Genomic DNA, 26052 nt, shown 5'->3' with positions numbered 1-26052 from the left:
AAAAGTAATTTTAACATAGAAGAGAGCCGCTTGAGAAGCTTTTTGTCTTACTGCAGCACGCCCCCCGGAGATTTCTTCGGTTCGCGTTCCCGCTCGTCCGTATATTCCTCCGCAGTCGTATAGCCGATAAACAACCCCCATAATAAATAGAGGCAAAATTCGCTGATAAGCGTATCTTTCGAAAGCTCAAGCAGCGGGCGGGTCATTCCGAACGCCGGGCCAAGGATGCCGAAGATGAGCCCCCACCAAACGATGCCGTACAAAATTCCCGGTCCCGGACCTTTCAGCTTGCGGAACAGGAGCGTATAAATGAGCGTTGCCAAAATGGAAAAAACGATGAAGGAGAGCCATCCGACATAATAGCCGGGTTGACTGTATAAAAATGATCTTTTAAAAAAGGGCTCCACCAGATATCCGGGGATAACCGTCGTGAACCGCAAGAAATAAAAAAAACCTTTGATGCCTCCCCAGATCAGGCCGGCAAAAAAACCGATCTCGAGCGAATAGATCCAAATGTTCGTCCGCTCCCTCCTGTGTTGGCGCCAGCCCTGCCCGTAAAATTGCAGGTTTTCTTCATGCCCGCCTCCCCGCGAAAGCTCCCGCTCGTTCCCTTCGGGTTCCCGTCTTTCCCGCTGCGGTTGATTCATGCGCTTTCATCCTTCCCAATTAGAAATATTTTGTTGGTTAGTATGCTCAATTCCAAAAAGCCTAAACAACTAGAATTTGCCCCTAAAGTTCGATACAATGGATTTATTACGAATGACGCCCGCCGTCCGTTCGCACATAACTTATATCATTGTAGGAAGGTGAAATGCTTGCCTGAGCAATCTGCACCCGCGATTTACGGCGGCCAAGCCGTTATAGAAGGCGTTATGTTCGGTGGTAAACATGTTAATGTGACGGCCGTGCGCCGTAAAACGGGAGAAATTACTTTCTTTGAAGTTCCCAAACAAGATAAAGACTGGGTCAAAATGCTGCGCAAAATTCCGCTCATCCGTGGCATTGTCAGCATCGTCGATTCCAGCGCCAAAGGCTCCAAACATCTCAATTATTCCGCCGAAGCCATGGCCGATGACGAGGTGGAACCGGAGGAACGCGCCAAACAGAAGGAAAAGGAGGAGTCCGGCTTTTCGCTGACGATGCTGGTCGGCGTTGCCGTGGCCGGGGTTTTGTCTTTTATCGTCGGCAAACTCATTTTCACGCTGGTTCCCGCCCTGCTTGAGCAGTATTTGTTCCAGCACGCTTTTGCGGGCCAAACGCTGCATACGCTCGTGGAAGGCGTCATCAAAATCGCGCTGCTGCTGACTTACCTATGGCTTATCTCGCAAACTCCGGTCGTCAAGCGGTTGTTCCAGTATCACGGCGCGGAGCATAAAGTTATCTCCGCCTATGAGGCGGGAGAAGAATTAACGCCCAAAAACGTGCAAAAATACAGCCGTTTGCATTACCGCTGCGGCAGCAGCTTTATTATTTTGACGGTTATCGTCGGCGTCATCATTTATTCGCTGCCGATCTTCAGCTGGGATACGGTATGGGAACGGATGTACATCCGGATTCTGCTGCTCCCGCTGGTTATTGGCATCTCTTTTGAATTGCTGCGGTTCACCAACGCCGTGCGGGATATTCCGGTGCTGCGTTTTCTCGGGTATCCGGGTCTTTGGCTCCAGCTTCTGACCACTAAAGAACCGACCGACGATCAAGTGGAAGTGTCGATCGCTTCTTTCAACCGCATGCGCGAGCTGGATGCCGAACTGGAGAAAGTTCATGTCGTGGAATCGCCGGTAAGTTCAGCTTTGGATCCTTTGAAAGGGTGATGAAAGCATGAAAAAACAAGGCATCATGTTTTGGATCATCATGCTCCTGGTCGTAATCGGCATCGTTAACGGAATATTCGTTAGCCATATCATCAGTTTGGCGAACATCATCGTTCCGGTCGCCATCGTCGGCATAGTATTTCTGCTATACAAGTTCCCGCCGCGGAAATACCGGAAGAAGCAGCAGCCCAAAGTCAAGCCTTCCGCGCGGACGATGGCCAAAGTGGCCGCTGAACAACGGCGCAGTTCTTCCGGCGAAAGACGCAAATCTTATCCTTTTCAAGTCATTGACGGCCAAAAAGGCAAAAATGACGACGACTTGCCCAAATACCACTAAAATAGGTTGTTCAGAACTTTCGCTTAAAGCAATCTATCTGAAAAAAGCAGGACGTATAGCCATACAAGATGGCTTTCGCCCTGCTTTTTTAGATTTCACCCACTAGCCGTTGCGTTAAATCTGCCAAGATACATTTTCTAGCCGCACCAATATTCTAACGGTTGCCATAGCGCTAGCCATGCAAACAACCTGACATGAAAAGTTAAAATTATGGTCTAATTGCTATTTTGGTAATTAATGAAATATATTTACAGGTTTATTTCGGTCTTAGATTCAAAAAGGAGAATGTCCGCGGAGAAGTGGCACAGTTTTCCTTTTAATGGAAATATGCAGTTCGACCTATCGCACGATAACTTTCTTTTGAACCGGTTGCGGCTCACGGGGAGCCGGCAAGCGCTGCCTGCCCTTAGAGGTGCGCGACGGCTTTCGTTCTAGCGCCTGTAGTAACGCCGCCCACGGATAATGGGCATAGATGCGTATCAGTTTAAGGACCTCCCATGCAGTCTTTGAGGTCGCGGTCTGAAGGCGAACGAGCGTGCAGAGCGCAAATGCAATGAGCACCAAGTACAACTGATTCCAGATACCCTGTGGTGAGTAGCTAAACACCTTCACCATCCGCAAGTGCTGCTTGATCCATTTGAAGAACAGTTCGATGAGCCAGCGATACTTATACATCTGTGCAATCTCCGCTGCGGAGACCTCAAAGCAGTTGGTAATCAGGAAATAGTCCTTCTCCTCTTCGTCGCGAAAGACGATGAGCCGCAACTTGCGACTGCATTTGTTGAGGAGCACCTTGCGATCCGACACGATGAAGCTCCGATCGGCTTTGGGGATCCGGAAGTCCCGTGTCACGACGAACTGCGTATTCTCGCGAATGCGGGAGACAAAGTTGATTTTGTTCGCCGGCTGGTCCCATCGTTCAAAGTGTTCATGCTTTTGGTACCCGCGGTCCATGATATGAATGGCCTCAGGGTCGGTCACGAGTTCAAGCGACAATTCCGTCTCATTTACATCTACGGTGCTGGCGATGATGCGGTCGGGATAGACCAGTTTCGCCGGATCCGCGACGACCACACGCGTATGCATTTTGACTCCGTGTTTGCTTTTGGAGCAATTCGCCCAACTGGCCCGCTGCAGGGGCAGCGTCAACTCGGTCGCATCCAGGAGGCGCAGCTTTTTTCCGCCGGGCAGTTTGTCCGGTCGATCCGGATGGAGATGCTGAATCGCTTGGACCAATTTCACAAATACAGCTTGCAGCGTGTCGGTGCACAGGGTGGTCGTTTTCCGGGACAACGTCGATGGGCTGATGGACGAAAGCCCGGTAATTTCTTGCAACGGCACATGCGCCTGCAGTTGTTCGGTGATCATGTCGTACGACGTGGCGCCGAGCAGTTGGCCCGCGACATGCAGTTGAATGGTGTTGCCGGTGAAGAGCTTCTTTGCCCAGTGATCGCCCAGAAGTGAACGGAAATCTTGAAGCTCCAGCAACTTTAGGCATTGACAAATGGTCGATAAATTCGGTACGTTATCCATGGGAATTTCTCCTTTTGTGAGTGTGACGGATAACGTGTGCCACACTTCCACATTAGGAGAATTTTTTTTACTTGGGAAGGCCAAATCCTGGAAAGTGTTTGAACTTTTTCGTTCCCTTTAATTCCTAACGTTTCATGTTAGATTTTACGCATGGCTAGTGTTGCCATAGCGCTTATTTCACTGAATTCCGGCTTAGTTTGCTTAGATTCAGGCAAATAACGGCGATCACAACCGTTGCTATGAACGTTTTTGTCAAGCCCTCCGTGTGAGAGGTGCCTGAGCACGTGGCGCGAGAGCAAAAATGCGAGCGACGGTCGGCACGCTGCTATCCGTGGGTTGGTACCACATGTTATGCCTTCGTCAAGGAGAGCTCTTGCAAGCTAGAAGCGCACGTTCAGTTACTCACCTAGTGCAAACGGTTGACGCAAATTCTCTCCCGGAACCTTCGTTTGCTCCCGGGCCTCGTGCTCAGGCGTGAGCTTGTCAAGCGCTTTTCTTGACAAGCGGTTAGGTTCAAATCAACACTTTTCCTATTCCTCATTGGAAATGAGGAACGCCTCACGGCGAGTGTGGGGGTGCAGGGGGCAACGCTCCCTGCGTCTCCCCAAAGGGGACGGAAGGGGCGTTAGTTAGCCACCGGTTGTTCCACCGTTCGAGCAACAGCCCATATGAACCCGGTTAGCTCCCTGGCCACCGCGCCTACGGCCACATTTTTGTGTTTGTTCTTTCCAAAAATGAGATGACGGTATTTGTAATGCAATCTTTCTTGCGCTTTCCACGACAACAGTTGTATATCGGCCGGCATGCCATCCAAACGCTTGGCGAGATCTCCTTTCACCGCAGGCCGATGACGGTAGCTCCAGGCGGATTCCACCAAGGATCGGCGCAAGCGCCCGTTACCGGCTTTGGTCATACTTCCGCGCCGAGTACTCAGGCCGGTTGAACTCTCACGAGGAACCAACCCTAAATACGCCATGAGTTGGGCCGGGGAGCGGAAGCGAGTAAATGAACCGATCTCAGCAGCTAGAGTGACGGCCGTCAGTAGTCCAATCCCACGCAGGGACTGAAGCACCCGAATCAGAGTTGCCTTGGAGCCGACCGTGGCTTGCTGAACCAAGGCTTTTTCCAAACGCCCCATCCGCTGCTCGATCTCATTTAAGGTATGGAGCATCTCGTCGAAGGCTACTTGCATGGGCTCATAAGGGAATGTCAGTTGCTCCAGCCAGGAACGGTACTTCCGGGTCCAACGACGCTTTATCGTAGCCGGCGGTTCGATTTGATGGCGGAGCAGGAACTTCAATATCCGCTGGCGTGCCCGATGCGCGTCCTCTTTGGCGGCCTCCCGGGCGCGAACCAACTCCCGCAAAGCCTCGTCTTCCCGCTCCGGGACGTAGACAGGAGTCAATTCTCCTGCACGAAACAGACGGGCAAGCTGCTCGGCGTCCCGTCGATCCGTCTTCACGTGATCGCCAGGGCGTTTGGGAATAAGCGACGGAGCAATGACAACGCAATGGGCTCCCATGGAGGTGATCCAGCGATAGGTTTCGTAACCTGTCGGACCTGCCTCATAACAAAACGATAGCGTTTCGGCCGGTCCCAGTTCTTTGATCAGCTTGCGCAGCGCCGCCGGGGTGTGAGGAATGCTCCCGTAATAGCGAGGAGTTTCACCGCTTGCATCTGCAATAGCAACCGAAATTTTTTCTTTGGATACATCTAAACCGACGAATTTTGTGGTAGACTGCATAGTATCAGCTCTCCTTTGCTATGTAGCTCTGAAATGGTTTGGTTTTCACTATCCATTTTAACCTACGAGATGTAGCAATATGGAGGGCTGTCTTTTGTTTACGTTCATCATAGCTAGAGTTTTGAAAAAGGCTTTTTTCGCAAATTAGCCGCTGCTACAACCGTTAGATTTCCGGCGGGCGCATTATCGGCTTGAAAACATGATCATTTCCCCAGTTCATGCAACGCTAGTGGATTTCGCCCGTCTTTTTCCCGGGACATCCTTACCTGTCATTTAAAAGCGCCCGGATTCGCCTGCTGATATTTATTAAATTGCTCCTCATAATATTGAGCGTTCCATTTGCCGAAAAACCGCTCGCCGGCGCGCAGGCCCGACTCGTAAAGGAGCAGGCTCTCCTCCTCGCTAATTTCAAACTGCGTCGTCGGAAACCCTAACGTCGGAATTTTTATCGTCCGGTAGCGGTTCGATTGTTCGATATAACGTTCATCGTGCGCCGACAGCATCGTTTCCACGATCGCCTGCAGCATGGAAAACGGCCCGCGAATGTCGTGGGGCTGGTTGGTGTTTTTGCCGACCATTTGAAACCCGACCGTCGGAATCCGCTCTCCGCTGCGCGGCGTTTCCTGGTCAAACAGCCAAAGCGGGAAGTTGCTGAGCAGGCCGCCGTCGACGATATGAAGGAACTGTTCGGAAAAAGGCTTGCCTTTGGCCAGCTTCGGCGGCAGGCGCAGCAGCACGGGATCGAAAAAATACGGAATGCTGCAGCTCATGCGCACGGCCCTGGCGACCTCGAACGATTCCGGCCGCAGGCCTATTTTGGCCAAATCGTCCGGCAGTATCAGGATTTTGCCGTTCGTAATATCCGATGCGATGATCGTCAGCTTGCCTTGGGGGAGGTCGGCAAACGTCCTTACGCCTTTGGCCAGCAAAACTTGCCTGACCCAATCCTCAAACCCCTCGCCCGAGTAGAGCCCTTTTTTCAGCAGCACTCGGAGCGCCGGCCCGACGAGGGCCATATTAAAAATCCGCGCCCGTTTAAGAAAACGGGAAAACGACGTGGACAAGATAATGTCCTTCATCTCTTCCGCGGTATACCCGGCCGCGATCAACGAGGCCACGATTGACCCGGATGAGGTGCCGGCTACGCGATAGAACTTCCCCCCGTATTTTTCGGCCGCCCTTACCGCTCCCGTCAGCGAAATGCCTTTGACGCCCCCGCCTTCAAACACGCCGTTCATCAGCATCGCATTCCAAAGCCCCCCATCCCATACACAAGTCTACTGCTTATGTATGATGGCGGAGGTTGTACGTATGCGGAGATTTATTCTAACGGAGCCGTGATGCGGGAAAGCGCCTCCTCTAAGGTCATCTTCTCCACTTCCGCTTCCCCGCGTTTCATAAATTCGATCTCGCCTTGTCCGGCGGCTTTCCCGACAATAATACGGTAGGGGATGCCGATCAGGTCGGCATCATTGAATTTGATGCCCGGGCGTTCGTCGCGATCGTCCAGCAGCGCCTCGATTCCTTTGCGGGCCAGTTGCTCATACAGTTGTTCGGCCAGTTCGATTTGCTGCCTATCCTTCACGGATACGGGAATGATATGCACCCGATAAGGAGCCAGGGCCGCCGGCCAAACGATTCCGCGCTCGTCGTAATGCTGTTCAACCACGGCGGAGAGCAAACGCGAGATACCGATGCCGTAGCATCCCATAATCATATCCTGCCGCTTGCCGTTCCGGTCCAAATAGGACGCCCCGAGCATCTGGCTGTATTTTGTACCCAATTTAAAAATATGGCCCACTTCGATTCCGCGAGACAACGTCAGCTTGCCGGCCTGACATTTCGGGCAAGTCTCGCCTTCCATGACATTGCGGAAATCCCCGATATAACTCGTTACGATATCTTTGGCCGGACTAACATGCCGCAGGTGGTAATCACGTTCATTCGCTCCCGCAATCCCCTCCGGCAGTGTGCTGACGTCCCGGTCGAGAAGAATCGGAATCTTTAATCCGAGAGGCCCCGCAAAACCGGGCGGAGCGCCGGTTGCTCGTTCAACCGCAGCCGGGTCGGCAAGCTCAATGCTTTCGGCGTTCATATAGGCTTGCACCTTCAGTTCGTTGACTTCATGATCCCCGCGTACGACCACAGCCACCGGTTGTTTGCCGTCCAGCACGTAAATCAACGTTTTGATCAGCGCGGCGGACGTAACTTGCAAAAACTGTGTCAATTCCTCGATGCTATGCACTCCGGGCGTATGAATTTTTTCCCAAGCGGCATCACCGGGCAGCGGCGGTATAGTCGCGTTGTGATGCAGTGAGGCGGCTTTTTCGATATTGGCCGCGTATTCGCAGTGATCGCAGACCGCGACAACGTCCTCGCCGATGCCGGCAAAAGCGATGAATTCATGGGACCCGCCTTCGCCCCCAATCGTGCCGGAATCCGCCTCCACGGCGCGATAGTTCAGTTCGCAACGCTGCATAATATTCCGGTACGCCTGGTACATCATTGAATAGGAAACATCGAGACCGGCCCAGTCCGCGTCAAAAGAATAGGCATCCTTCATCAAAAATTCCCGGCCGCGCAGCAAGCCGAAGCGGGGGCGCCGTTCATCCCGGAACTTGGTCTGAATTTGATATACCGTAACCGGCAGCTTCCGGTAAGAATGAACCTCCCCTTTAAGCAAGCTGGTAATCGCTTCCTCATGAGTCGGTCCAAGCACAAATTCCCGGCCGTGACGGTCGATGAGCCGCATAAGTTCGGCTCCGTAACGGGAATAACGGCCCGACTCGCGCCAGAGCTCGGCCGGCTGCAGCGCCGGCAGCAGCAACTCCTGCGCCCCGGCCCGATCCATCTCCGCTCTGACGATTTGTTCGAGTTTGTGAAGAACGCGTCTTCCTAGAGGCAAATAGGTATAAACCCCCGCAGCCAATTGGCGGATATAACCGGCCCGAAGCAGCCAAGCATGGCTGGCCGAGTCGGCTTCCGCCGGAACCTCCCTTAGCGTAGGCAGCAATAACTGGCTTTGACGCATCGCAGATGACCTCCTTATCGTTTCATGAAATAAGCCGTATAAACGCAAAAAGACACATTCGTCAGGGACGAATGTGTCGTGGTACCACCCTATTTTCACCGTTACCGCAAAAAGCAACGCTGCTCTAATCCGGATAACGGCGGAATCCGGTACGGGGTTAATGCGAAGTTCTCCCGTACAGCTCCTAAGGCGGGAAGCAATCCCACGCGGCAGAGGCCTTTCAGCTCTACGGACCTCCTCTCTGGGGGCGCGAAATGGATGCTTATGTCCTTAATCACGGCTATTTCATATGAGATAGTATGAGTACGAATTTATATGATCCAAACTCCGTTGTCAAGCAAATTCAGTAAAAATCTTACATACCGTAATAATCCTTAAGCAGCGGAATCAGTCCAAGCGGATTTTTGCGCAAGTCTTTGGCGCTGAAAAAGATGCTGCCGCTGATTTCCGGAACCTGGCGGTTATACTCCAGCTGGCTGATTATTTCCGATGCGCTGGACCAGCCGATTTCCGGCGTGCCGATCTTGTACGGGGCATGGCCGATGTACAGCTTCACGCCCGTGCCGCGCACTTCGCCGGCCCACCAATTGGCCAGCACGTCGTATTGGACTTCCTTGCGCGTCATGCTCCAGTAGAGCTGCGGAGCGACGTAATCGATCCATCCGCGTTTGATCCAGGTGCGCACATCGGCATAAGTGCTGTCGTAAGCCGTGATCCCCGCTTTAGTGTCGGAGCCGGTAATATCGTTCGTTTTGTTGCGCCATACCCCAAACGGGCTGATGCCGAACGAGACCTTCGGTTTTTCCTGCTTAATGCTGGCCCCAAGTTCTTCTACAAATTGATTGATGTTATCCCGGCGCCAGTCTCCCTTGTTGGAAATTTGCTTGGCATTGTATTGTTTGTACGTGCTGTCATCGTTAAACTTGCTCGATGCCGTTTCCCCCGTCGGATAAAAATAATCGTCCAGGTGAACGCCATCGATATCGTAGTTTTGGACGACTTCCATAATCGCCTCGATCACATGCTCCCGGGCTTCCGGAATGCCGGGGTTAATATAGAGCTTGCCGTCGAATTTCACGATCCAATCCGGATGCGCGTTGGCGACATGGTTCGCCGGCAGCTTGCTGGCGTTCCCGCCCGTGCTGGCCCGGAACGGATTAAACCAGGCATGGAACTCCATCCCCCGGCGATGCGTTTCCTCGATCAAAAACTGTAGCGGATCGTACCCCGGATCTTTACCGGCCGTACCCGTCAAGTAAGAGGACCACGGAACAAGCTTGGAAGGGTAAATGGCGTCCGCCGAAGGACGGACCTGGACGAACGCCGCGTTCATCCCCATCGCCTGCACATCGTCAAGCAGCTTGATGTATTCCGCCTTTTGCGCTTCCGCTTTTCCGTACGAGCTAGTGCTCGGCCAATCCAGATTGGCAACGGTGGACACCCAGACGCCGCGCAGACCGTCCGCGTCCACGGGCGTTCCCGCCTGCGGCGTTTGCGGCTTCTGCGGCGTCTGCGATGTTTGCGGCAGGCTGCTCTGTGAATCGTCCTTGCCGGTATCCTTATCCGTATCGGCGGCAGGCGTTTCCGCTTTCCGTCCCGTGGAAAGCGAGATCGTCTTCGATTGCTGATCCCAATCTACGTCCAGCCCAAGCTGCTCGCCGACAAAGCGCAGCGGGACCATCGTGCGCCCTTGCGTACTTTCCACCGAAACGTCGAGTCCTACAGGAGCACCGTTGACCTGAGCCGTTTGCTCGCCTACGACAAGAGCCAGGGTGCTGCCGTCCTTTTGGATCGTGACCGTTTTTGCGGCCTGCGACCACGCTACCTGCGCGCCCAAACCTTCGCTAATCACCCTTAGCGGAACCATCGTTACGTTTTGCTGCGCTTTGATATAAGGCGGGGCATCGGTGGTCAGCTTCGTCCCGTCCAATAGAATCGTAATGGCGTCGGCCGCGTTCGCCTTCATCTGTCCGCCTATCGGCCACGCAAGCAGTAAAACGAGAAGAGGAATAAACCAAGTGCGAAATTTCATCAGTAACCTCCACAAATATTATGTATGGACAAATCCGTCTATTTCTATTAACGCTTTGGATAGCCGAAGAGTTGCGGTTCCCCCGAAAAAAAGAGCATCTGCCTTGTTCATAAGACAGATGCTTCTTCTAAGATTCGTTTAACAATTCCTGATGCACGTTTTCCAGGTCGCGAATCCGCGAGTTGTCGCGTTTGAAATATTCCACCAGCGTTGCGATGCGGGTAATGGAATCCCAGCTCAGGTGATGTTCGATTCCTTCCACGTCTTTATAAATATTTTCATGATCGACCCCGATCATGCCGAGAAACTCCTCCAGCAGATGGTGCCGGTCCACGAGCCGTTTTCCGATTTTTTTGCCTTTGCTGGTCAATACCAGCCCTCTATACTTCTCGTAAATCAAGTATTCATCCTTGTCCAATTTCTGAATCATTTTCGTGACAGACGAAGGATGAACCTCCAAACCTTCCGCGATATCGGATACTCGCGCGTATCCCTTCTCGTCGATCAGCTTGTAGATACGCTCTAAATAATCCTCCATACTGGGCGTTGGCATCTGATGATTCCCTCTTTTCCATGAGTTGAAGCGGACTTCATTGTACGCAAAAAACACTACTCTGTTTATGATACATGTTATGATTGTCCGTTGGCAAGTGCACTTTTGCACACTTTCCCGCTTCCGCCCACGTCAGAATTTCAGCCACTCCGGAGTAATTTGCTGCAGCCAAATGGTGATTTGAGCCATGCGGTTCGTAAACAGAAGAACGCCCATGAGCAGCATGAGGGCGCCGCCGATTTTCATCATCACCGCGGAATAGCGGACGATCCATTTGGTGGAACCGATAAAAAACGCCAGAATAAAAAAAGGAACGGCAAATCCGAGCGTATAGGCCGTAATCAGGCCAAGCCACGTCCCCGGTTCGCTGACCGCAAGCGCGATAATCGCCGCCAAAATCGGTCCGACGCAGGGAGACCAGCCGGCGGAAAAGCCGACGCCGAAAATGAACGATCCGACATAGCTGGCCCGCTTGAATTTGAGATCGAGCTTGCGCTCCTTCATCAGAAATTGGGGCTGGAAAATACCAAGCAAAAACAAGCCCATCAATATGATCAAAATGGCGGAAAGCTGGCGGATCAGACCCCGGTATTGGTTAAACAGTTCGCCAAACAACCCCGCGCCAAAACCAAGCGTGAAAAAAACGACGGAAAACCCGAGGATAAACGCGAGCGTATGGGTCATCGTCCGGAAGCGGACCTCCCGCTTGGTTTGTTCCGTCTTCAGCTGCTGAACCGACATCCCGGTGATATAGGATAGATAGGAAGGATATAAAGGCAGGCAGCACGGGGAAATAAACGAAGCCACCCCCGCGCCGAAAGCGAGTCCCAAATTGATATCGGCCATCGTAACCTCCAAAGCGTCTTTTTTCGCTGCTTGTCAGCAGCTTATCCGTGCCTTAGCAGCCGCAAGCGGCTTTCCGGGCCATAAATTTCGGTGTTCCAACCGCCAAAACCTCACTTAAGCGGACAAGCCTTTTTTGCCAAGCAAGGTGAGGATCAGCATAAAAATCAGCAGAAGCACGATCGTCGCTCCAGGCGCCAGGTTCCAAATTCCCGCTGTCAGTAAACCGGCAACCACGGCGATTTCGGCCACAATCACCGAGAAAATGACGGAAGTTCTGAAGCTGCGGGCGATCAGCAGGCTGCAGGCCGCCGGAATCGTAAGCAACGCGGACACCAGCAGAGCGCCGACGATTTTGATCGCCGTGCTGATCACAAGTGCCGTCATCACGGTGATGAGCAGATTGAGCAGCTTTACGGGCAGCCCGCTGACCGACGCCGCGTCCTCTTCAAAAGTGAGCAAAAAGAATTCCTTGAAAAACAAAGACACCACCGCGACGACAACGACGGTTACGCCCCCTACGACATACAGATCAGTGGTGTCAAGCGTATAAATGCTTCCAAACAAATAACTGGTGACATCCGTATTGTACCCCATCCCCAGCGTAAAGAACAGGGAGGCCAGGGCAACACCGCCCGACATAATGATCGCGATCGAAAGCTCGGCGTAACCTTTGTACGCTTTACGCAGCTTTTCGATGGCAAAGGATGCGGCAACGGCAAAGGCCAGTCCGATCCCTACGGGATATGCGCCCACGAGAAAGCCCAAAGCGACCCCGGCAATCGTGACGTGCGCCAGCGTATCCCCGATCATGGACAAGCGGCGCAGCACCAGAAATATCCCGATGAGCGGCGCCGTCAATCCGATGAGCAGCCCCCCGGCCAGCGCTCTTTGAAAAAAATCAGCGGTTAAGATTTCCAAGATTCACAACTCCTAAAGGTTACTAGATCAGCGAATGCTGCAGGTCCGGGATGGCGCAATCCTGCTCATGCGAATGGCGCACATAAAATTTGATCGCACCGCACCGCTCGCGCGGTTCGCTCCCCAGGCGCCCTTCGATCATTTCAATATCGTGGGAAACCATCAGGAACGTCATATGATGGTGAGCATGCATATGAAAGATCAATTCAAAAAAATCGGCCTGCGTCTGGGCGTCGATCCCGACGGTCGGCTCGTCCAGCACAAGCAAATCCGGTTTGTTGACCAGCGCCCGGGCCAAAAAAACGCGCTGCTGCTGCCCGCCCGACAGTTGGCCGATCCGCTTGCCCGCGAGATCGCCGATCCGCATCACCTCCAGCGCATCGTCGCATTTGCGCTGCTCCTCGCGCCCGATGCGGCGGAGAAGCTTCTTGTTGTTGTACAATCCCGACAGCACCACTTCGCGAACGGTCGCCGGAAACAGCGGGTTAAAGGCATTTTTCTGCGGCACGTATCCGATCCGTTCCCAATCGCGAAAACGCCGGATCGGCTTGCCAAACAAGCGAATTTCCCCCTCCGTCGGCGACAGCAAACCGACCATCATGCGCAGCAGGGTTGTTTTTCCCGCCCCGTTGGAGCCGATTACCCCGACGAAATCCCGCTCCCGGACAACGAAGCTGAAGTCGGAAATCACTTTTTGTTCTTTATAGGCAAAAGAGACATGATCCAGCTCGATAATGCTGTTATGGCAATCGGCCTCAAGGGCCGCGGTAGTATCGGATTTCATAACGTCTTCCTTCCGGTACGAGTCTTCTTTATTTATCTTTGGATTACGTGATTTATCTTTGAATTACGTCGATGGCTGTTTCTTCTTACTTTATTGTAGAGCGAGAATCAAATTTTGCAAATTTTTCTTCATCAAGGTGAAATAATTGTCCCCGGCCTGTTCCTGCGCTTTGGTCAAGCCTTCGACCGGGTTCAGCACCAGCGTCTTTACGCCGGCTTCGGACGCCAGCGTTTTGGCCAATTTGTCCGAGACCAATTCCTCAAAGAAAACATACTTGATACCGCGGTCCTTTACCAGTTTCGATAAAGCGACCAAATCCTGCGCCCGCGGCTCGGCTTCCGGCGAAAGCCCCATAATCGCATGCTGCGTCAGACCGTAATCGCGGCACAGATAACCGAACGCCTGATGCGAAACGACGATTTCATGTCGGGACACGCCGGACAATTGTTGCGTAAATTCGGCGTCCAGCGTCTTCAGCTTGGCGGCCAACGATTCGTAACGCGCTTCGTAATCCGCCCGGTGCTCCGGGTCAGCGGAGACGTAGCTGTCTTTGATGTTTTCCGCCATGACCATCGCGGATTTGGGGCTTACCCAGGTATGCGGATCGACGGATGCGTCGACGTCATGCCCTTCATGCGAATGCTGGGTTCCTTCCGTATGCGAATGGCCGGCTTCCTCAGCTTCCTCGGATTCCTCAGCCACCGCCCCATGTCCATGACCATCATCGCCTTCCGCCCGAATCAGCTCAATGCCTTTGCTGACCTCCACCGTTTTAACCTTGGCGTCATTCCCCAGCCCTTTCAGGAAATTGGGCACCCATCCCTCAAGTCCGGCACCGTTGTAGAGAAACAGCTGCGCCTTCGAAGTATTCAAAATATCCTGGCTGCGCGGCGTCCAATCATGCGGCTCCACGCCCGTTGGCAGCAGATTGATGACGTTCGCGTGCTCCCCGCCGATTTCCTTGGCGAACTCATAAATCGGATAGAAACTCGTGACTACGTTAACTTTGCCCTCCACAATGTTCCCGCCGGAGTTCTTCCCGCACGCGGAAAGCAGCAACGCTCCCGCAAGCAGCAAAACCGCCGGCATAATCCAGCTCTTTTTATGTAAACGCATGGATTAACTCCCCTTTTCTTAATCGTAATGATTACCAAAAGGATTATAGGACCTTTCCCAAACGATTGTCAACTATTAAATTCAGCCTGCTTTGTATATTTTCGACACACATCGCCGACATTTCGCGGAAATCAAGGAGCCTATCTTCTAGTCTTCCTCGAAAAAGCCGGCAAATAACAAAAACCGCCAAGGAGTACGTTGACTCCCGGCGGTTTTGCGGGCGAATAGCCGCTGCTCCGTTTAGCTTACTTGACGACCGCGCCGTTTGGCATCGAGTCCGGCACCGTCGCCAGCGTCAGCTGATCGCCTTGCGAAGCCGCGAGGATCATCCCCTGCGACAGCTCGCCGCGCAGCTTCACCGGCTTCAGGTTGGTGACGCAAATGACCTTGCGCCCGACCAGTTCCTCCGGCTTGTAGAACTTGGCGATGCCCGATACGACCTGGCGCTGCTCGAAGCCGAGATCCAGCTGCAGCTTCAGCAGCTTGTCGGCCTTCTCTACCTGCTCGCAGGCGAGCACCTGGGCTACGCGCAGCTCCACCTTGGCGAAATCGTCGATTCCGATTTCGTCCTTCAGCTCCGGCTTCTCCGCCGCCGATGCCGCCGGCGCCGCCGAAGCAGCGCTCGCCGCAGCCGCTCCCGCCGCTTCCTCCGCGGCCGGCGCTCCCCCGCTCATCGAGTTTACGATAAACTCGATTTCCTGCTCCGCATCGAGCCGCGGGAAAATCGGCTCGCCTTTAACCAGCTTCGTGCGTGCCGGAATCAGGCCGAACGTGCGCAGGCTCTCCCAGGCCGTCAGCTCCCCGGGAGCGATCCCCAGCTGCGCCCAAATTTTCGCCGGCGCCTGCGTCAGGAACGGCTGCAGCAAGATTGAGGCGATACGCAGCGATTCGGCCAAATGAACCATGACGGAGGCGAGCTCCGCCCGCTTGGCCTCATCCTTCGCCAGCACCCACGGCTGCGTCTCGTCGATATATTTGTTCGTGCGGCTGATAAACGCTCCAATGTGGGTCAGAGCGACGGAAAACTCCATATTCTCCATCACTTCCTCCACCTTGCGGACCGTTTCTTCCGCCGCTTTCACCAGCCCCGCGTCAAACGGCGTTACGTCAGGCCGGTAAGCCGGCACCTCGCCGCCGAAATATTTGTCGACCATGGCGACCGTCCGGTTCAGCAAGTTGCCCAAGTCGTTGGCCAGATCGGAATTCACCCGCTGCACAAAGCTTTCCGGCGTAAACGAACCGTCCGAACCAAACGGTACCTCGCGCAGCAAATAATAGCGGGTCGCGTCCAGACCGTAGCGGTCGATCAGCACGTTCGGGTCCATAACATTGCCTTTCGATTTGGACATTTTGCCGCCCTTCATCAGCAGCCAGCCGTGGCCAAACACTTTTTTCGGCAGCGGCAGCCCCAGCGCCATCAGCATGATCGGCCAGTAAATCGTGTGGAAACGCACGATCTCCTTGCCTACCAGATGCACGTCAGCCGGCCAATACCGTTCGAACAGCTCCTGGTGGTCCGTGCCGTATCCCAGCGCGGTAATATAGTTGGACAAAGCGTCGATCCACACGTACACGACATGCTTCGGATCGCCTTTCACCTTGACGCCCCAGCCGAACGTCGTCCGCGATACGGCCAAATCCTCGAGCCCCGGTTTGATGAAATTGTTAATCATCTCGTTTTTGCGCGATTCCGGCTGAATGAAGTCCGGATTTTCTTCATAATACTTCAGCAGACGGTCCACGTAATGGCTCATCCGGAAAAAGTAACACTCTTCCTTCACCAATTCGACCGGATGTCCGCTTTCGGGGCTTTTACCGCCGACGATTTCGCCTTTTTCGTTCCGGACGACATCGACAAGCTGCGATTCCGTATAGTAGGTTTCGTCGGGAATACTGTACCAGCCTTCGTATTCGCCTTTATAAATATCGCCCTGCTTCACTAGACGGTCGAAGATCTCTTCAACAACCTGCTTATGCCGCGGTTCCGTCGTGCGGATGAAGTCGTCGTAGGAAATATCCAGCTTCTCCCACAGCTGCTTGATCCCAGCTACGATACCGTCCACGAACTGCTGCGGCGTTTGCCCTTTCTCCTGCGCTTTGCGCTCGATCTTCTGCCCATGTTCGTCGGTCCCCGTCAAGTAGCGCACATCGTACCCGCGCAGCCGCTTGTAGCGCGCCATGGCGTCGCCGGCCACCGTCGTGTAGGCGTGCCCAATGTGCAGTTTGTCGCTCGGGTAATAAATCGGCGTCGTGATGTAGAAGGTTGGTTTGTTGTTAGACATACTCTTTTCATCTCCTTGTTCTTAATGAGGTTGTCCGGAAGGCATCGGCTTCGGTGGTAGAAAACCCGCCTTTTTGAACACGCATTTAAATGCAACAAAAAAACTCCCGCCCCCTATGGGACGAGAGATTGCTCACGTGTTACCACCCAAATTCCCCGCGCCTTTACAGGCGGCGGGCTCCGCAGGTCGATTAACGACCCCTCCGTTAACGCCGGACTTACGCCGTCCCCTTACCCGCCCGTTCGTAAAACGCGGACGCCGGCTCGAAAACGGTTCCTCCCGGACCATCTTCCAAAGCGGATTCAGACCGGTTTGCAGCTTCCCCGGCTCTCTGTAGCTGAATTCCTTCTTCGTACTCATCCGTTCACTGGAAGTATATAACTTTCTATATCTTATGAAAAGTTTCAGGCCGTGTCAAGCGAAGTGCCGCCGCTTCCGCGCCTAACTTCGGGCCCGACCGTCCCTTACCGGCGGCGTTCCGCCGCTCCCGCGGCGCTTCTCCGCTTTCGGCGGAACCGGATCGATGCCCCCCGGATGAAAGGGATGGCATTTCGCGATGCGCTTAGCCGCCAGCCATGATCCCTTCAACGGCCCGTGAACCTCGATCGCCTCAAGAGCGTAAGCCGAACAGGTCGGATAAAACCGGCAGGTCGGCGGCTTCAGCGGAGAAATGAATTTACGATAGACGTAAATCGGAGCCTGAAACGTCTTGCGAACCACGCCCATTTTCAGGACACCCCGTGCTGCTCCGGAACCTGCTTATCTTTTGCGTCCGGACGGCAATTTTCACAATACCCGAACACTTCGAATTTATGTTTCACTACCTGAAACTGTTCGGGCGCATCGGTCAGCGGCATTGGACAAAAATGAATCGGGTACGTCTTTTCGCACTGCAGGCAGATCATATGATGGTGATGTTCTCCTTCACTGCAGGAAACCCTGAACTTCAACCCGTCCTCGAATACAACCTGCTCCAAAACACCGAGTTCCTCCATCACGCGCAAATTGCGGTATACCGTATCAAAGCTGAGCCCGCTGTATTTCTTGCACATATAGTCATAAACGTCCTTTGGGGTCAGATAACCGTCCGTCCCGGCAAACAGCTTCGCCAAACTTCTGCGTTGATCCGTAATCCGCAACCCCCGGCTGGACATCACCTTAATAATATCCTCTGTCGACAGCATGTGACATTCCTCCTGTCTTGAACCGTTTCTACATGCGTCTTCTTTAATAATGCCGCAAATCGCAAGCCCCGTCAATGAGACAGGGCTGCGGGCGCAAAATCCGTCATAGATCAGCGAGGAACGACATTTTATGATTCATATAGAAGTCCTTAAGGGGGTTGTCTCTCCAAACCACTTTGCACGATCATCTCTTTGGTTCAGGAAGCCAAGTCACCTGGTCAAACGGGATAATCGTGCAAAGCCTCCGGACAGCGAGTCTCGCTCCAGGCCACGGTCTGTTGTCGGCTTGACTGTCAAGCACTGATGATTAGGTTGAACCATAAATCTTTCATTTCAAAATAAACAGGCACGGCGATCGTCGCCGTGCCTGTTTATTGTTTAATTTTTCGTTGCGGGCATTTGCTGGAACAGAATATTGAAAGGCAGGTTGCTGCCCGGGGCCGCCGTAAACAGCAGCTCTACCGTCTGTTCTTGGTCCCCGGTGCGGAACAATACGCCGTTTTCACTCGGCGCGCTTAGGCTGGAACCGTTGGCCAACTGTACGACGCTTCCGTTCACCATTATGACGCCCATGTATTTTCCGCCCCGCGGGTTAAACGTCACAAGCGTATTTGGGGCAACACGGTGCAGTTTAATTTTATACAACATTCCAAAATTGCCGGCATTCGTTTTATAGGCTTGCGTAATTCCGTCCGCACCGACCTGGAACGGGTCGCTTACGTTGTCGCCGATCGCCAGGCGGGATGGCGTCGTCCCGATCAAATCCGTAACCTCGATGATCCGGGTTGATTCCATGTACGTTCCCCGGTTGTGAACATCCTCCGGCGGAGCGATTAAATTAGGCAGCGCGCTAATCGGATCCTCTCCTTGATCGACCATCACTACGTTATATTGCAACATATGATCGCTGTATAAATCCGCAAACAAAGAGATGACATCTCCCTGCTTCAGGGGCTTTTCGCTCAGCTCGTTCAAAATGATTTTACTTTCGCCCGGAGCGAGCCACATATCTTTATATTTGGTGCCGTTTTGCATCGATTCGAAATACCGCTGCACGGATACTTTCCCCGCTGCCGTGGCAAAAGGGCTTGGTCCGCCGAAGCCAAGGAACGATTGGGACAGATGGGTCGCTTCCGCATTATTGTTTGTGGCAATCACGTACATGTTCTTCGGCGTACCGGTGGAGTTCACGTGATGGACCATAAAGCGGGTAGCCCCGATCGCGTTCTCCCGATACAACAAGCCTTTACTGTAAACCGTTTCCGGGCTGTTGCTGCGAATCAGGGTTACCGGTTCGGAAGTATAGGAATATTGAATTTTGTTCCAGCTTGGCACTTGCCCGCCGTCGAAGGTGAATTTGTCGCCGACCGGAACGAATATCTTGTTGAATTCGTCTTCAGGATACAGCAGTTCATTCGTAATGTTGATCGTCTTCTCGGTCGTTGAAGACAGACCGAACTGGTTGACGACCGTCAGCCGAATCGTCACCGGGCCCGGCGTAAAGAAGGCCAGCTTTTTGTTTTCCCATTTGCGATCGGTAATGCCCACTTCATCGGTACTAAGGTCCGTATACAAAATCAATTCGCCCATTTTGTAAGTATCTTTGTCGGTCGTGAAACTGGCGACCGGCGGCGTATGCGGTTTCGATACGTTTACGGTCAAGGAGAACGGATTACTCCACTGGCCCCTGGAATCCTGAACCCGATAGGTAACGGTGTAGCTTCCAGGCTCCGCGAACACGTCCTGGCGGCCGGTCCATTCCTCATTGACGATGTCCAGGCCGCTCGGAGAAGAGGATTCGGTAATATACTGCACCTGCGTCTCGCCGGCAATAATCTCCTGGTTTCCGATTTTAAAGGAAGCGACCGGCGGCATCGCCAAATTTACGATGACCCGCTTGCCTACCGAATCATATTCATAAGCAATGTTCAAAGCTTTGGTGATCGCCGTCAACGGCACCATGAAATTGTTTTTGACGGAATACGATTTGCCCCGCATCGTCTGCGTCACGCCGTTGACTTTGTAGTAGGTCGTGTCCAGTTTAAAACGCAGCTCGTCGCCGCCGCGCTTGATAATCGTTTCTTTGGTACTATTATCGAAAGAGAGTTCAAATCCGGCCCGCTCTACGATGGCACGGATCGAAATATAGGATACGCCGTCTTTAACCTCCATTGGATAGCCGGCAAGGTATTCTTTTCCGTCTTGGTACATTTTATTGCTGTTTACCATCAAAATCAGTTGGCCCGGACCCGCCGTCGTTGTCGTTTGCGAGCCAGGAGTTGTCGTCGTGGCCGGATCCGTTACCGGCACTTCGCCGTTCCCATCGTTCGTTCCATCCTGCCCTTCCGCAGGAACTGCAGTTCCGTCCGTTTCGCCGTTTCCTGTCTGTTCTAAGTCCCCGGTCTGGCCTTCGGTTTGAACCTGACCCGCATTGTTTTCGTTCATTCCGTTTTGATCAATCGATGCGACCTGATCTATCGATTGCTCCGATACGCTGCCCGCGTTCGGATTATTCCCCTGGACGAGCTCCTCGGCGCTTGCCGGAAGAACCATGGCCATTTGCGATGCTGCCAGAATCGTGGTGATTAACATTCGTTTCAAATTCATGCCTTAACTCCCTTTACTCTCCCATTTTATGTAGATCCCTCGCGATCTCACAATCTATTAAACGCATGTAAAGGGGAAAAGTTTCTAAAGTTTATATACAAAATTAGACAAACTATTTGTCCCCCGCGCTCCCCGCGGAATAACGGGCATTCAGGCTTACCGGCAAGACTCCGTTCGCCCGAAGTTTTCCGGTCAATACCCCGGCCAACGCCTGAAGGGCAAAAGGACGATTTTCGTAAAGACACAAGTACGTACCGACGTCCGGAAATGCGCGGATATCGTAAGGATTCCGCGAAGAAGCGACGATCAGCCGTGAACCCCGGGCTTGAATGAGGGCATTCACCAAGCTTTTCTGCCCCTCGTCGATTTCTCCCTCCGCCGTGTAGGTGACCGCGACGATTTGTTCAAAACCTTCGCTCTGCCGGAGCACCGCGGCGATTTCCGCGGCCGCCGGACGCGAGCCGATGAGCGCAAGGACGACCTGCTCATGCAGGGGCTTTAACGCATCGGCGAGCGTGTAAGAGTGCACCGCCGGCTCATCCACCTCGGTGCGGTGGCGCAGCTCCGGCCACACTACAAGCACGGGCTTGGCCGGATCGAGCGGCAGGTTGCCGGCCTCGCAGACGAGCGTGACGCTGCGTTCGGCGCAGCGGCGGAGCAACGCGGCGCTTTCCGCCTCCGGCGTCAGCGGATGCGGCAGCTCCGGCGCCTTCTCCGGCTTAGGCCCGCCGCCGAGCCCAAGCCGCTCCGCCTTCAGCGCCAAAATCCGCGCCGCCGCCGCATCGATCCGCTCCTCGCTCAAGCGCCCGCTGCGCACCGCCGCGCACACCTGCCGGATCGCGGCGATCTGCTCCGTCATCGTGTGGCTGACGAGGATCAGGTCCGCCCCGGCTGCGATCGCGCGCACGGCGCCTTCCGCCACTCCGAAATGGCGGGAAATCGCCTGCATCTCCAGGCAATCGGTGACGATCAGCCCCCGGTACCCCAGCTCTTCGCGCAGCAATTCGGTCAACACGCGGCGCGACAACGTCGCCGGAATTTCGTCAGGCTCAAAAGCCGGAAAAATGACGTGCGCCGTCATGATCGCGTCTACTTCCGCCGCGATGGCCCGCCGGAACGGAACCAGCTCGACCTCGCGCAGCCGCTCCTTGCCGTGAGGCACCACGGCCAACCCGAGGTGGGAATCGGCGTCCGTGTCGCCGTGCCCGGGAAAATGCTTGGCCGTGGCGATCACGCCCTGGCTCCGGTAGCCGCGGATCGCCGCCGTCGCATGCCGCGCCACAAGCTGCGGATCTTCCCCGAAGGAGCGAACGCCGATGACGGGATTCGCCGGATTGTTGTTGACGTCGACGCAGGGCGCAAAATTGAAGTTGATGCCAAGCAGGGCCATCTCCCTTGCGGCCAGCGCGGCCACCTGTTCCGCCAGCTTCGGATCGTTTGCCGCTCCAAGCGCCATATTCCCCGGAATCCGGCTCATCCCTTCATGATCCAGCCGGGCGACCATGCCGCCTTCCTGATCGATTGAAATGAACAGCGGGACTTGGGACGCCTCCCGGTTGATCGCTTGCAGGCAGCGCGACAAGCCGGCAAGCTGCGCGGCCGATTCGATGTTGCGGCGGAAATAGACCACCCCGCCGATATGGTATTGCCGGATCAGCGTCCGAATATGCTCATCCGGCGTTGTGCCGTGAAAACCGCAAATAAACAGCTGGCCGACCTTTTGCTCCAAGGTGAGTGCTCCTAAGTTCAAATCCCGTCATCTCCCCGTTCAGGATGCGTTTGTCTCCTTCAGACGGTAATCGGAAGGCGTCATCCCGGTATATTTTTGAAACACTTTGGTAAAATAGCGCCGCTCCTGGTACCCGATTTCGCTGCCGATTTGCGCGATCGAGCGTTCGCTTTCACGCAGCAGGCATTTGGCCAATTCGATCCGCTGTTTGGTCAAATATTCCACGAACGTTTCCCCGAAGTGGTTTTTGAACAGCAGGCAGAAATAACTCGTGCTGATCCCGAGGTGATCGGCCAGTTCCTCGATGCCGAAATCATCGCCCAAATGCCGCTGAATGTAGTTTTGCGCGGTCATCATCAGCAGTTCGGAGGTCTTTTTGGAGGAGAGGCAGGCTCGCGACTGCCCGATCAACGACACGATCAGGGACAGCAGATCCTTAAGATCAAGCGAGCGCTGCAGCCTTTGCCACAACGCTTCCTCCTGCTCGCCAGGCAGCATCTGCAGTTCGCGCATTTCGCGCAGCAGATGGATCAGCAAGTAATGCAGCAGTTTAACGGCTGCGTACGCATGGTGCTCATCCGCGTGCCCGACATACCGTTTGAGCTCCGCCACCACCTGCTCCAGCACCTCCTGATTTCCGCTTCGCAGGCCGCTGCCAAGCAGCTCGATCCAGCGCCAGTGCATCCGCGAATCCTCCGCGGGCCAGATTTCCCTTAAGTCCTCCGCACGTCCTCCCCCGGCCTCCAAAAACCATTCCTCCGGCGGGTTCAAGATGAGCATTTGCTGCAACCGGTTGTACGCGGCGCGCAGCTCCTGAGCCGCTTGCGGCCGCGGTTCCAGGCAGAAACGGACCGCAAGGCCATCCTCGCCCCCTTCCCGGAGCCGCTGACGTAGGCGTTCAAACCCGGGGAGCAGCGACCGTTTCGTGATCGGCGGGCTGTCCGGCTTGGCCGGGACCACCAGACACCATTCCCCCTCGCGAATTTGCAGCACCGTGGCCCCCGCGGGGAAAACGCCGCCAAAAATTTCTTTGATCGCGTGTTTGGTCCGCAAATTCCAAGCTTTCCGTTCATGTGCGCTCCAGGGCAGGGAATGATGCGAGTAGCCCTCGAAATCCAGCAGCATAACGGCATAACGCCGCTCTTCCGCTGGTTCTTCCTCCTCCTCCCACAAGGCGCCGTTTTCCGTTTCCTGTCCCAGCAGCGCATGAAGCAGGAAATTTTCGGCGGCCAAATCCCTGGCCTGATGGAGGCGTTTCTCCATGCCCAGCGTTTTGCGTTTTTCCCGAATTTCGCCGGCGATGCGGCCTACCGTTTCCTCCAGCTCGGCATAATGGATCGGCTTGCAGATGTAATCTTTGACCCCGTAGCGGATCGCCGTTCTTGCATATTCAAACTCCTGATACCCCGTCAAAAGCAAAAATTCGCAGGGAAAATTCAGCTCGCGAATTTTTTGCAGCAGCGTGATGCCGTCCATGACCGGCATGCGAATGTCGCTCAAGATCAAGTCGGGACGATGCAAGTTCGCCGCTTCCAGCGCATCCTTGCCGTTCCGGGCCAAACCGACGATTTCAAACCCCATATCCTGCCAAGGCAATATTTTCGACAAATTGCTCAAAATATGAATTTCATCGTCAACCAGCAGCGCTTTTAGACGCATCCTCATCACCCGCCCCGTATTTAGGTATCACACATTGAATGATCGTTCCGTGTCCGGGCTGCGAGCAAATAAACAAGCCGTATTTGCGGCCGTACTTAAATCTTAGCCGATCATACACGCTGCGCAGCCCCAGCCCCCGCCGCTCATGGCTCGGATAAGGCGCCACCGTCTCGCAAGCCGGTTCCCCCAGATCCGCGTATTGAATCGTCGCCAGCTGTTCGCTCGTCATCCCAATTCCGTTGTCCGCTACCTTCAGCAAAATCCGGTCTTGTTCCATGCTCCCCGTTACCGTGATCCTGCCTTTATACTCAATTCCTTCAAAGCCGTGCTGAATGCTGTTTTCCACCAGCGGCTGCAGCGTCAATTTAAGCACCCGGCAATTCAGCATCTCATCCGGAATGTTGATTTCATAATCAAACAAGTCGTCGAACCTGAACTTCTGGATCTCCAAATAATTGCGCAAATGCTCGATTTCCTGGCTCAGCCCGATCTCTTCCCGCCCCTGGATACTGATGCGCAAAATGCTGGCAAGGCGGACGACCATTTCGCTGACCTTGCGCCCTTCGTTTTGCACGGCAAGCACGTTGATCGATTCCAGCGTATTAAACAGAAAATGCGGTTTGATTTGCGCCTGCAGCACCCTGAGCTCGGCATTGGCCTTCTGCAGCTGCTCCCGCTTAACCTGCTTGAACAATTCATTGATTTTGGCCATTTGATTGTTGAAGCCTTTTTGCAGCAGCAGCAGCTCGTCGTCGCCCTTTTCGTCGACCCGGGCTTGCAAATCGCCGCTTTCGACCTTGCGCATGAAACGCACGATCACGCCGATCGTTCCGGTAATCCGGTTCATGAACAGGACGTTAAACAGCATCGCCGTCAGCACGCACACGCAAATGATCGCCACAAACCATTTGGCGAACGTCGTCACCTCCCGGGACAAATAACTCCAGGAAGTCACCGACACCAGGCTCCAGGGGTAATCCTGCAGCTTATAGATCGAAATGACGCTTTCCTGCCCGTCAAATTTCCCTTTGAAACTGTGATAGCTTGCGGGGAACCGCCATTTGTGCGAAACATACTCCCCGATTTGCCGGCCATCCAGCTCCGCCTGATAATCGTACAAAATAAGCCCCTGATCGTTGACCAGCATAAACCGGGTATCCTGCAAACTGCTGCCCAGATTCAAGTTTTGAAAAATCTTTTCGAACTCCCAGTTTTTGATCTGCACCACCAGCACGCCCACACGCTCCAGATTGCTCAGCTTCTTGATCAGCCGAATCTGCGTGAACACGCTGTCCGACCCGGTCAGTTCCGGATATTCGTGCGGACCGATCCACTTCGGCATCCCGTTTAACGCCATCACTTCATTATATAAAGGATGCTCTTTGAATTTTTCGTAGGGCAGTGTCTGAAAATTTTCCTTGTTAAAAATCGCGATGACATTCGAGCGTTCCCCGCCGTGGAGATTGTACAAGAACGCGTAATCGATGGCGGGATGGCTGTACAGCAGGGAACGGAAGTTCCGCTGGTTGGCGTTGAGCTCCAGTTGGGTTGTCGCCGTCAAATCCTGCGAATCCGGATCCTTCGCCACCAGCGCATCCTGGAACACGCCCTTGGCAATGCCGTTGTCGGTTACGTTGTCCATTTCATGCAGCGCGCTTTTGATGCTGTAGCCGATCGCCTTCAGCGAATATTCGGCCTGCTGGCTGTATTTCGTTTCGATCGAACGGAACGTGACCCAAAACGTAATAATCCCCAAAATAAACAAAGGAATAATGACAAGCCCCAAAAAGGCGGTAAACAATTTAATGCGCAGATTCATCGGCGGCAGCTCCCATGCTTTGAGCGAATATGCTTGACGTCTACTTAGGCGTTTTACCTCATTT

The 26052-nt window shown here is 54.0% G+C and carries 20 protein-coding genes; 2 read left to right on the top strand and 18 right to left on the bottom strand.

The annotated features are described in order from the left end of the window. Positions 1-47: 47 nt before the first annotated feature. Positions 48-647, bottom strand: a complete 600-nt coding sequence (locus tag DYE26_RS01845; protein ID WP_082207733.1) for a YqhR family membrane protein — start codon at positions 645-647, stop codon at positions 48-50. A 168-nt stretch (positions 648-815) separates the two neighbouring features. On the opposite strand from DYE26_RS01845, the gene DYE26_RS01840 reads away from it, so the two are divergent. Beyond that, entirely contained in the window at positions 816-1814 is a 999-nt protein-coding gene (locus DYE26_RS01840) for a DUF1385 domain-containing protein (protein WP_036621717.1), read from the top strand. Between the two features lie 7 nt (positions 1815-1821). Beyond that, complete coding sequence (locus DYE26_RS01835) at positions 1822-2151, top strand: hypothetical protein (RefSeq protein WP_036621715.1); 330 nt, start codon at positions 1822-1824, stop codon at positions 2149-2151. Positions 2152-2490: 339 nt separating this feature from the next. Here the strand turns inward: DYE26_RS01835 and DYE26_RS01830 are convergent, their stop codons facing one another. The 17 genes from DYE26_RS01830 to DYE26_RS01750 form a co-directional block, all read right to left on the bottom strand. Then, positions 2491-3684 (bottom strand): IS4 family transposase, encoded by a 1194-nt coding sequence (locus tag DYE26_RS01830; protein WP_036622946.1) that lies wholly within the window; start codon positions 3682-3684, stop codon positions 2491-2493. A gap of 625 nt (positions 3685-4309) precedes the next feature. Further along, positions 4310-5428, bottom strand: a complete 1119-nt coding sequence (locus DYE26_RS01825) for an IS110 family RNA-guided transposase (RefSeq protein ID WP_036623922.1) — start codon at positions 5426-5428, stop codon at positions 4310-4312. 269 nt (positions 5429-5697) lie between these two features. Further along, positions 5698-6672 carry a patatin-like phospholipase family protein gene (locus tag DYE26_RS01820; RefSeq protein ID WP_036621713.1) on the bottom strand — a complete coding sequence of 325 codons (975 nt, stop codon included), beginning with the start codon at positions 6670-6672 and terminating at the stop codon, positions 5698-5700. Between the two features lie 77 nt (positions 6673-6749). Next, a complete protein-coding gene (locus tag DYE26_RS01815; protein ID WP_036621711.1) occupies positions 6750-8459 on the bottom strand; it encodes a proline--tRNA ligase in 1710 nt (569 codons plus the stop codon). Between the two features lie 355 nt (positions 8460-8814). Then, positions 8815-10491: a family 10 glycosylhydrolase gene (locus DYE26_RS01810; protein WP_036621709.1), complete on the bottom strand. Its 1677-nt coding sequence runs from the start codon at positions 10489-10491 to the stop codon at positions 8815-8817. Positions 10492-10618: 127 nt separating this feature from the next. Beyond that, positions 10619-11044 carry a transcriptional regulator MntR gene (gene mntR, locus DYE26_RS01805; protein ID WP_036621708.1) on the bottom strand — a complete coding sequence of 142 codons (426 nt, stop codon included), beginning with the start codon at positions 11042-11044 and terminating at the stop codon, positions 10619-10621. A gap of 132 nt (positions 11045-11176) precedes the next feature. Then, positions 11177-11890, bottom strand: coding sequence for a cytochrome c biogenesis CcdA family protein (locus DYE26_RS01800; RefSeq protein ID WP_036621706.1), 714 nt, complete (start codon positions 11888-11890; stop codon positions 11177-11179). A gap of 114 nt (positions 11891-12004) precedes the next feature. Beyond that, a complete protein-coding gene (locus tag DYE26_RS01795) occupies positions 12005-12808 on the bottom strand; it encodes a metal ABC transporter permease (protein ID WP_036621704.1) in 804 nt (267 codons plus the stop codon). 22 nt (positions 12809-12830) lie between these two features. Continuing rightward, positions 12831-13592, bottom strand: coding sequence for a metal ABC transporter ATP-binding protein (locus DYE26_RS01790; protein WP_036621701.1), 762 nt, complete (start codon positions 13590-13592; stop codon positions 12831-12833). A 90-nt stretch (positions 13593-13682) separates the two neighbouring features. Further along, positions 13683-14708 (bottom strand): metal ABC transporter substrate-binding protein, encoded by a 1026-nt coding sequence (locus DYE26_RS01785; protein WP_036621696.1) that lies wholly within the window; start codon positions 14706-14708, stop codon positions 13683-13685. Between the two features lie 245 nt (positions 14709-14953). Then, on the bottom strand, positions 14954-16990 hold the full coding sequence (gene metG, locus DYE26_RS01780; protein WP_036621694.1) for a methionine--tRNA ligase: 2037 nt from the start codon (positions 16988-16990) through the stop codon (positions 14954-14956). 441 nt (positions 16991-17431) lie between these two features. Continuing rightward, positions 17432-17716, bottom strand: coding sequence for a membrane protein insertion efficiency factor YidD (yidD, locus tag DYE26_RS01775; RefSeq protein WP_051985378.1), 285 nt, complete (start codon positions 17714-17716; stop codon positions 17432-17434). Positions 17717-17718: 2 nt separating this feature from the next. Then, the gene (locus DYE26_RS01770) at positions 17719-18174 is read right to left on the bottom strand and encodes a Fur family transcriptional regulator (RefSeq protein ID WP_036621692.1); all 456 of its coding nucleotides are present in this window, start codon (positions 18172-18174) and stop codon (positions 17719-17721) included. 378 nt (positions 18175-18552) lie between these two features. Continuing rightward, entirely contained in the window at positions 18553-20781 is a 2229-nt protein-coding gene (locus DYE26_RS01765; protein WP_036621690.1) for a copper amine oxidase N-terminal domain-containing protein, read from the bottom strand. A gap of 112 nt (positions 20782-20893) precedes the next feature. Continuing rightward, positions 20894-22531 (bottom strand): beta-N-acetylhexosaminidase, encoded by a 1638-nt coding sequence (nagZ, locus tag DYE26_RS01760; RefSeq protein WP_036621688.1) that lies wholly within the window; start codon positions 22529-22531, stop codon positions 20894-20896. Between the two features lie 18 nt (positions 22532-22549). After that, on the bottom strand, positions 22550-24175 hold the full coding sequence (locus tag DYE26_RS01755) for a response regulator (RefSeq protein ID WP_227872909.1): 1626 nt from the start codon (positions 24173-24175) through the stop codon (positions 22550-22552). Beyond that, on the bottom strand, positions 24144-25988 hold the full coding sequence (locus DYE26_RS01750; RefSeq protein WP_036621685.1) for a cache domain-containing sensor histidine kinase: 1845 nt from the start codon (positions 25986-25988) through the stop codon (positions 24144-24146). The genes DYE26_RS01755 and DYE26_RS01750 overlap by 32 nt, the downstream gene beginning before the upstream one ends. Positions 25989-26052: the final 64 nt, after the last annotated feature.

The organism is Paenibacillus macerans (assembly GCF_900454495.1).
GTDB classification, from domain to species: domain Bacteria; phylum Bacillota; class Bacilli; order Paenibacillales; family Paenibacillaceae; genus Fontibacillus; species Fontibacillus macerans.
Note: the sequence above shows the minus strand (reverse complement) of the source record. Positions and strands in the feature narration are given on the sequence as shown.

Bases quoted from the DNA above. Each gene is read 5' to 3' on its own strand.
- DYE26_RS01845 (WP_082207733.1), bottom strand. From the start codon at position 647: ATGAATCAACCGCAGCGGGAAAGACGGGAACCCGAAGGGAACGAGCGG.
- DYE26_RS01835 (WP_036621715.1), top strand. From the start codon at position 1,822: ATGAAAAAACAAGGCATCATGTTTTGGATCATCATGCTCCTGGTCGTA.
- DYE26_RS01830 (WP_036622946.1), bottom strand. From the start codon at position 3,684: ATGGATAACGTACCGAATTTATCGACCATTTGTCAATGCCTAAAGTTG.
- DYE26_RS01825 (WP_036623922.1), bottom strand. From the start codon at position 5,428: ATGCAGTCTACCACAAAATTCGTCGGTTTAGATGTATCCAAAGAAAAA.
- DYE26_RS01820 (WP_036621713.1), bottom strand. From the start codon at position 6,672: ATGCTGATGAACGGCGTGTTTGAAGGCGGGGGCGTCAAAGGCATTTCG.
- DYE26_RS01815 (WP_036621711.1), bottom strand. From the start codon at position 8,459: ATGCGTCAAAGCCAGTTATTGCTGCCTACGCTAAGGGAGGTTCCGGCG.
- DYE26_RS01810 (WP_036621709.1), bottom strand. From the start codon at position 10,491: ATGAAATTTCGCACTTGGTTTATTCCTCTTCTCGTTTTACTGCTTGCG.
- mntR (WP_036621708.1), bottom strand. From the start codon at position 11,044: ATGCCAACGCCCAGTATGGAGGATTATTTAGAGCGTATCTACAAGCTG.
- DYE26_RS01800 (WP_036621706.1), bottom strand. From the start codon at position 11,890: ATGGCCGATATCAATTTGGGACTCGCTTTCGGCGCGGGGGTGGCTTCG.
- DYE26_RS01790 (WP_036621701.1), bottom strand. From the start codon at position 13,592: ATGAAATCCGATACTACCGCGGCCCTTGAGGCCGATTGCCATAACAGC.
- DYE26_RS01785 (WP_036621696.1), bottom strand. From the start codon at position 14,708: ATGCGTTTACATAAAAAGAGCTGGATTATGCCGGCGGTTTTGCTGCTT.
- metG (WP_036621694.1), bottom strand. From the start codon at position 16,990: ATGTCTAACAACAAACCAACCTTCTACATCACGACGCCGATTTATTAC.
- yidD (WP_051985378.1), bottom strand. From the start codon at position 17,716: ATGGGCGTGGTTCGCAAGACGTTTCAGGCTCCGATTTACGTCTATCGT.
- DYE26_RS01770 (WP_036621692.1), bottom strand. From the start codon at position 18,174: ATGCTGTCGACAGAGGATATTATTAAGGTGATGTCCAGCCGGGGGTTG.
- DYE26_RS01765 (WP_036621690.1), bottom strand. From the start codon at position 20,781: ATGAATTTGAAACGAATGTTAATCACCACGATTCTGGCAGCATCGCAA.
- DYE26_RS01755 (WP_227872909.1), bottom strand. From the start codon at position 24,175: ATGAGGATGCGTCTAAAAGCGCTGCTGGTTGACGATGAAATTCATATT.
- DYE26_RS01750 (WP_036621685.1), bottom strand. From the start codon at position 25,988: ATGAATCTGCGCATTAAATTGTTTACCGCCTTTTTGGGGCTTGTCATT.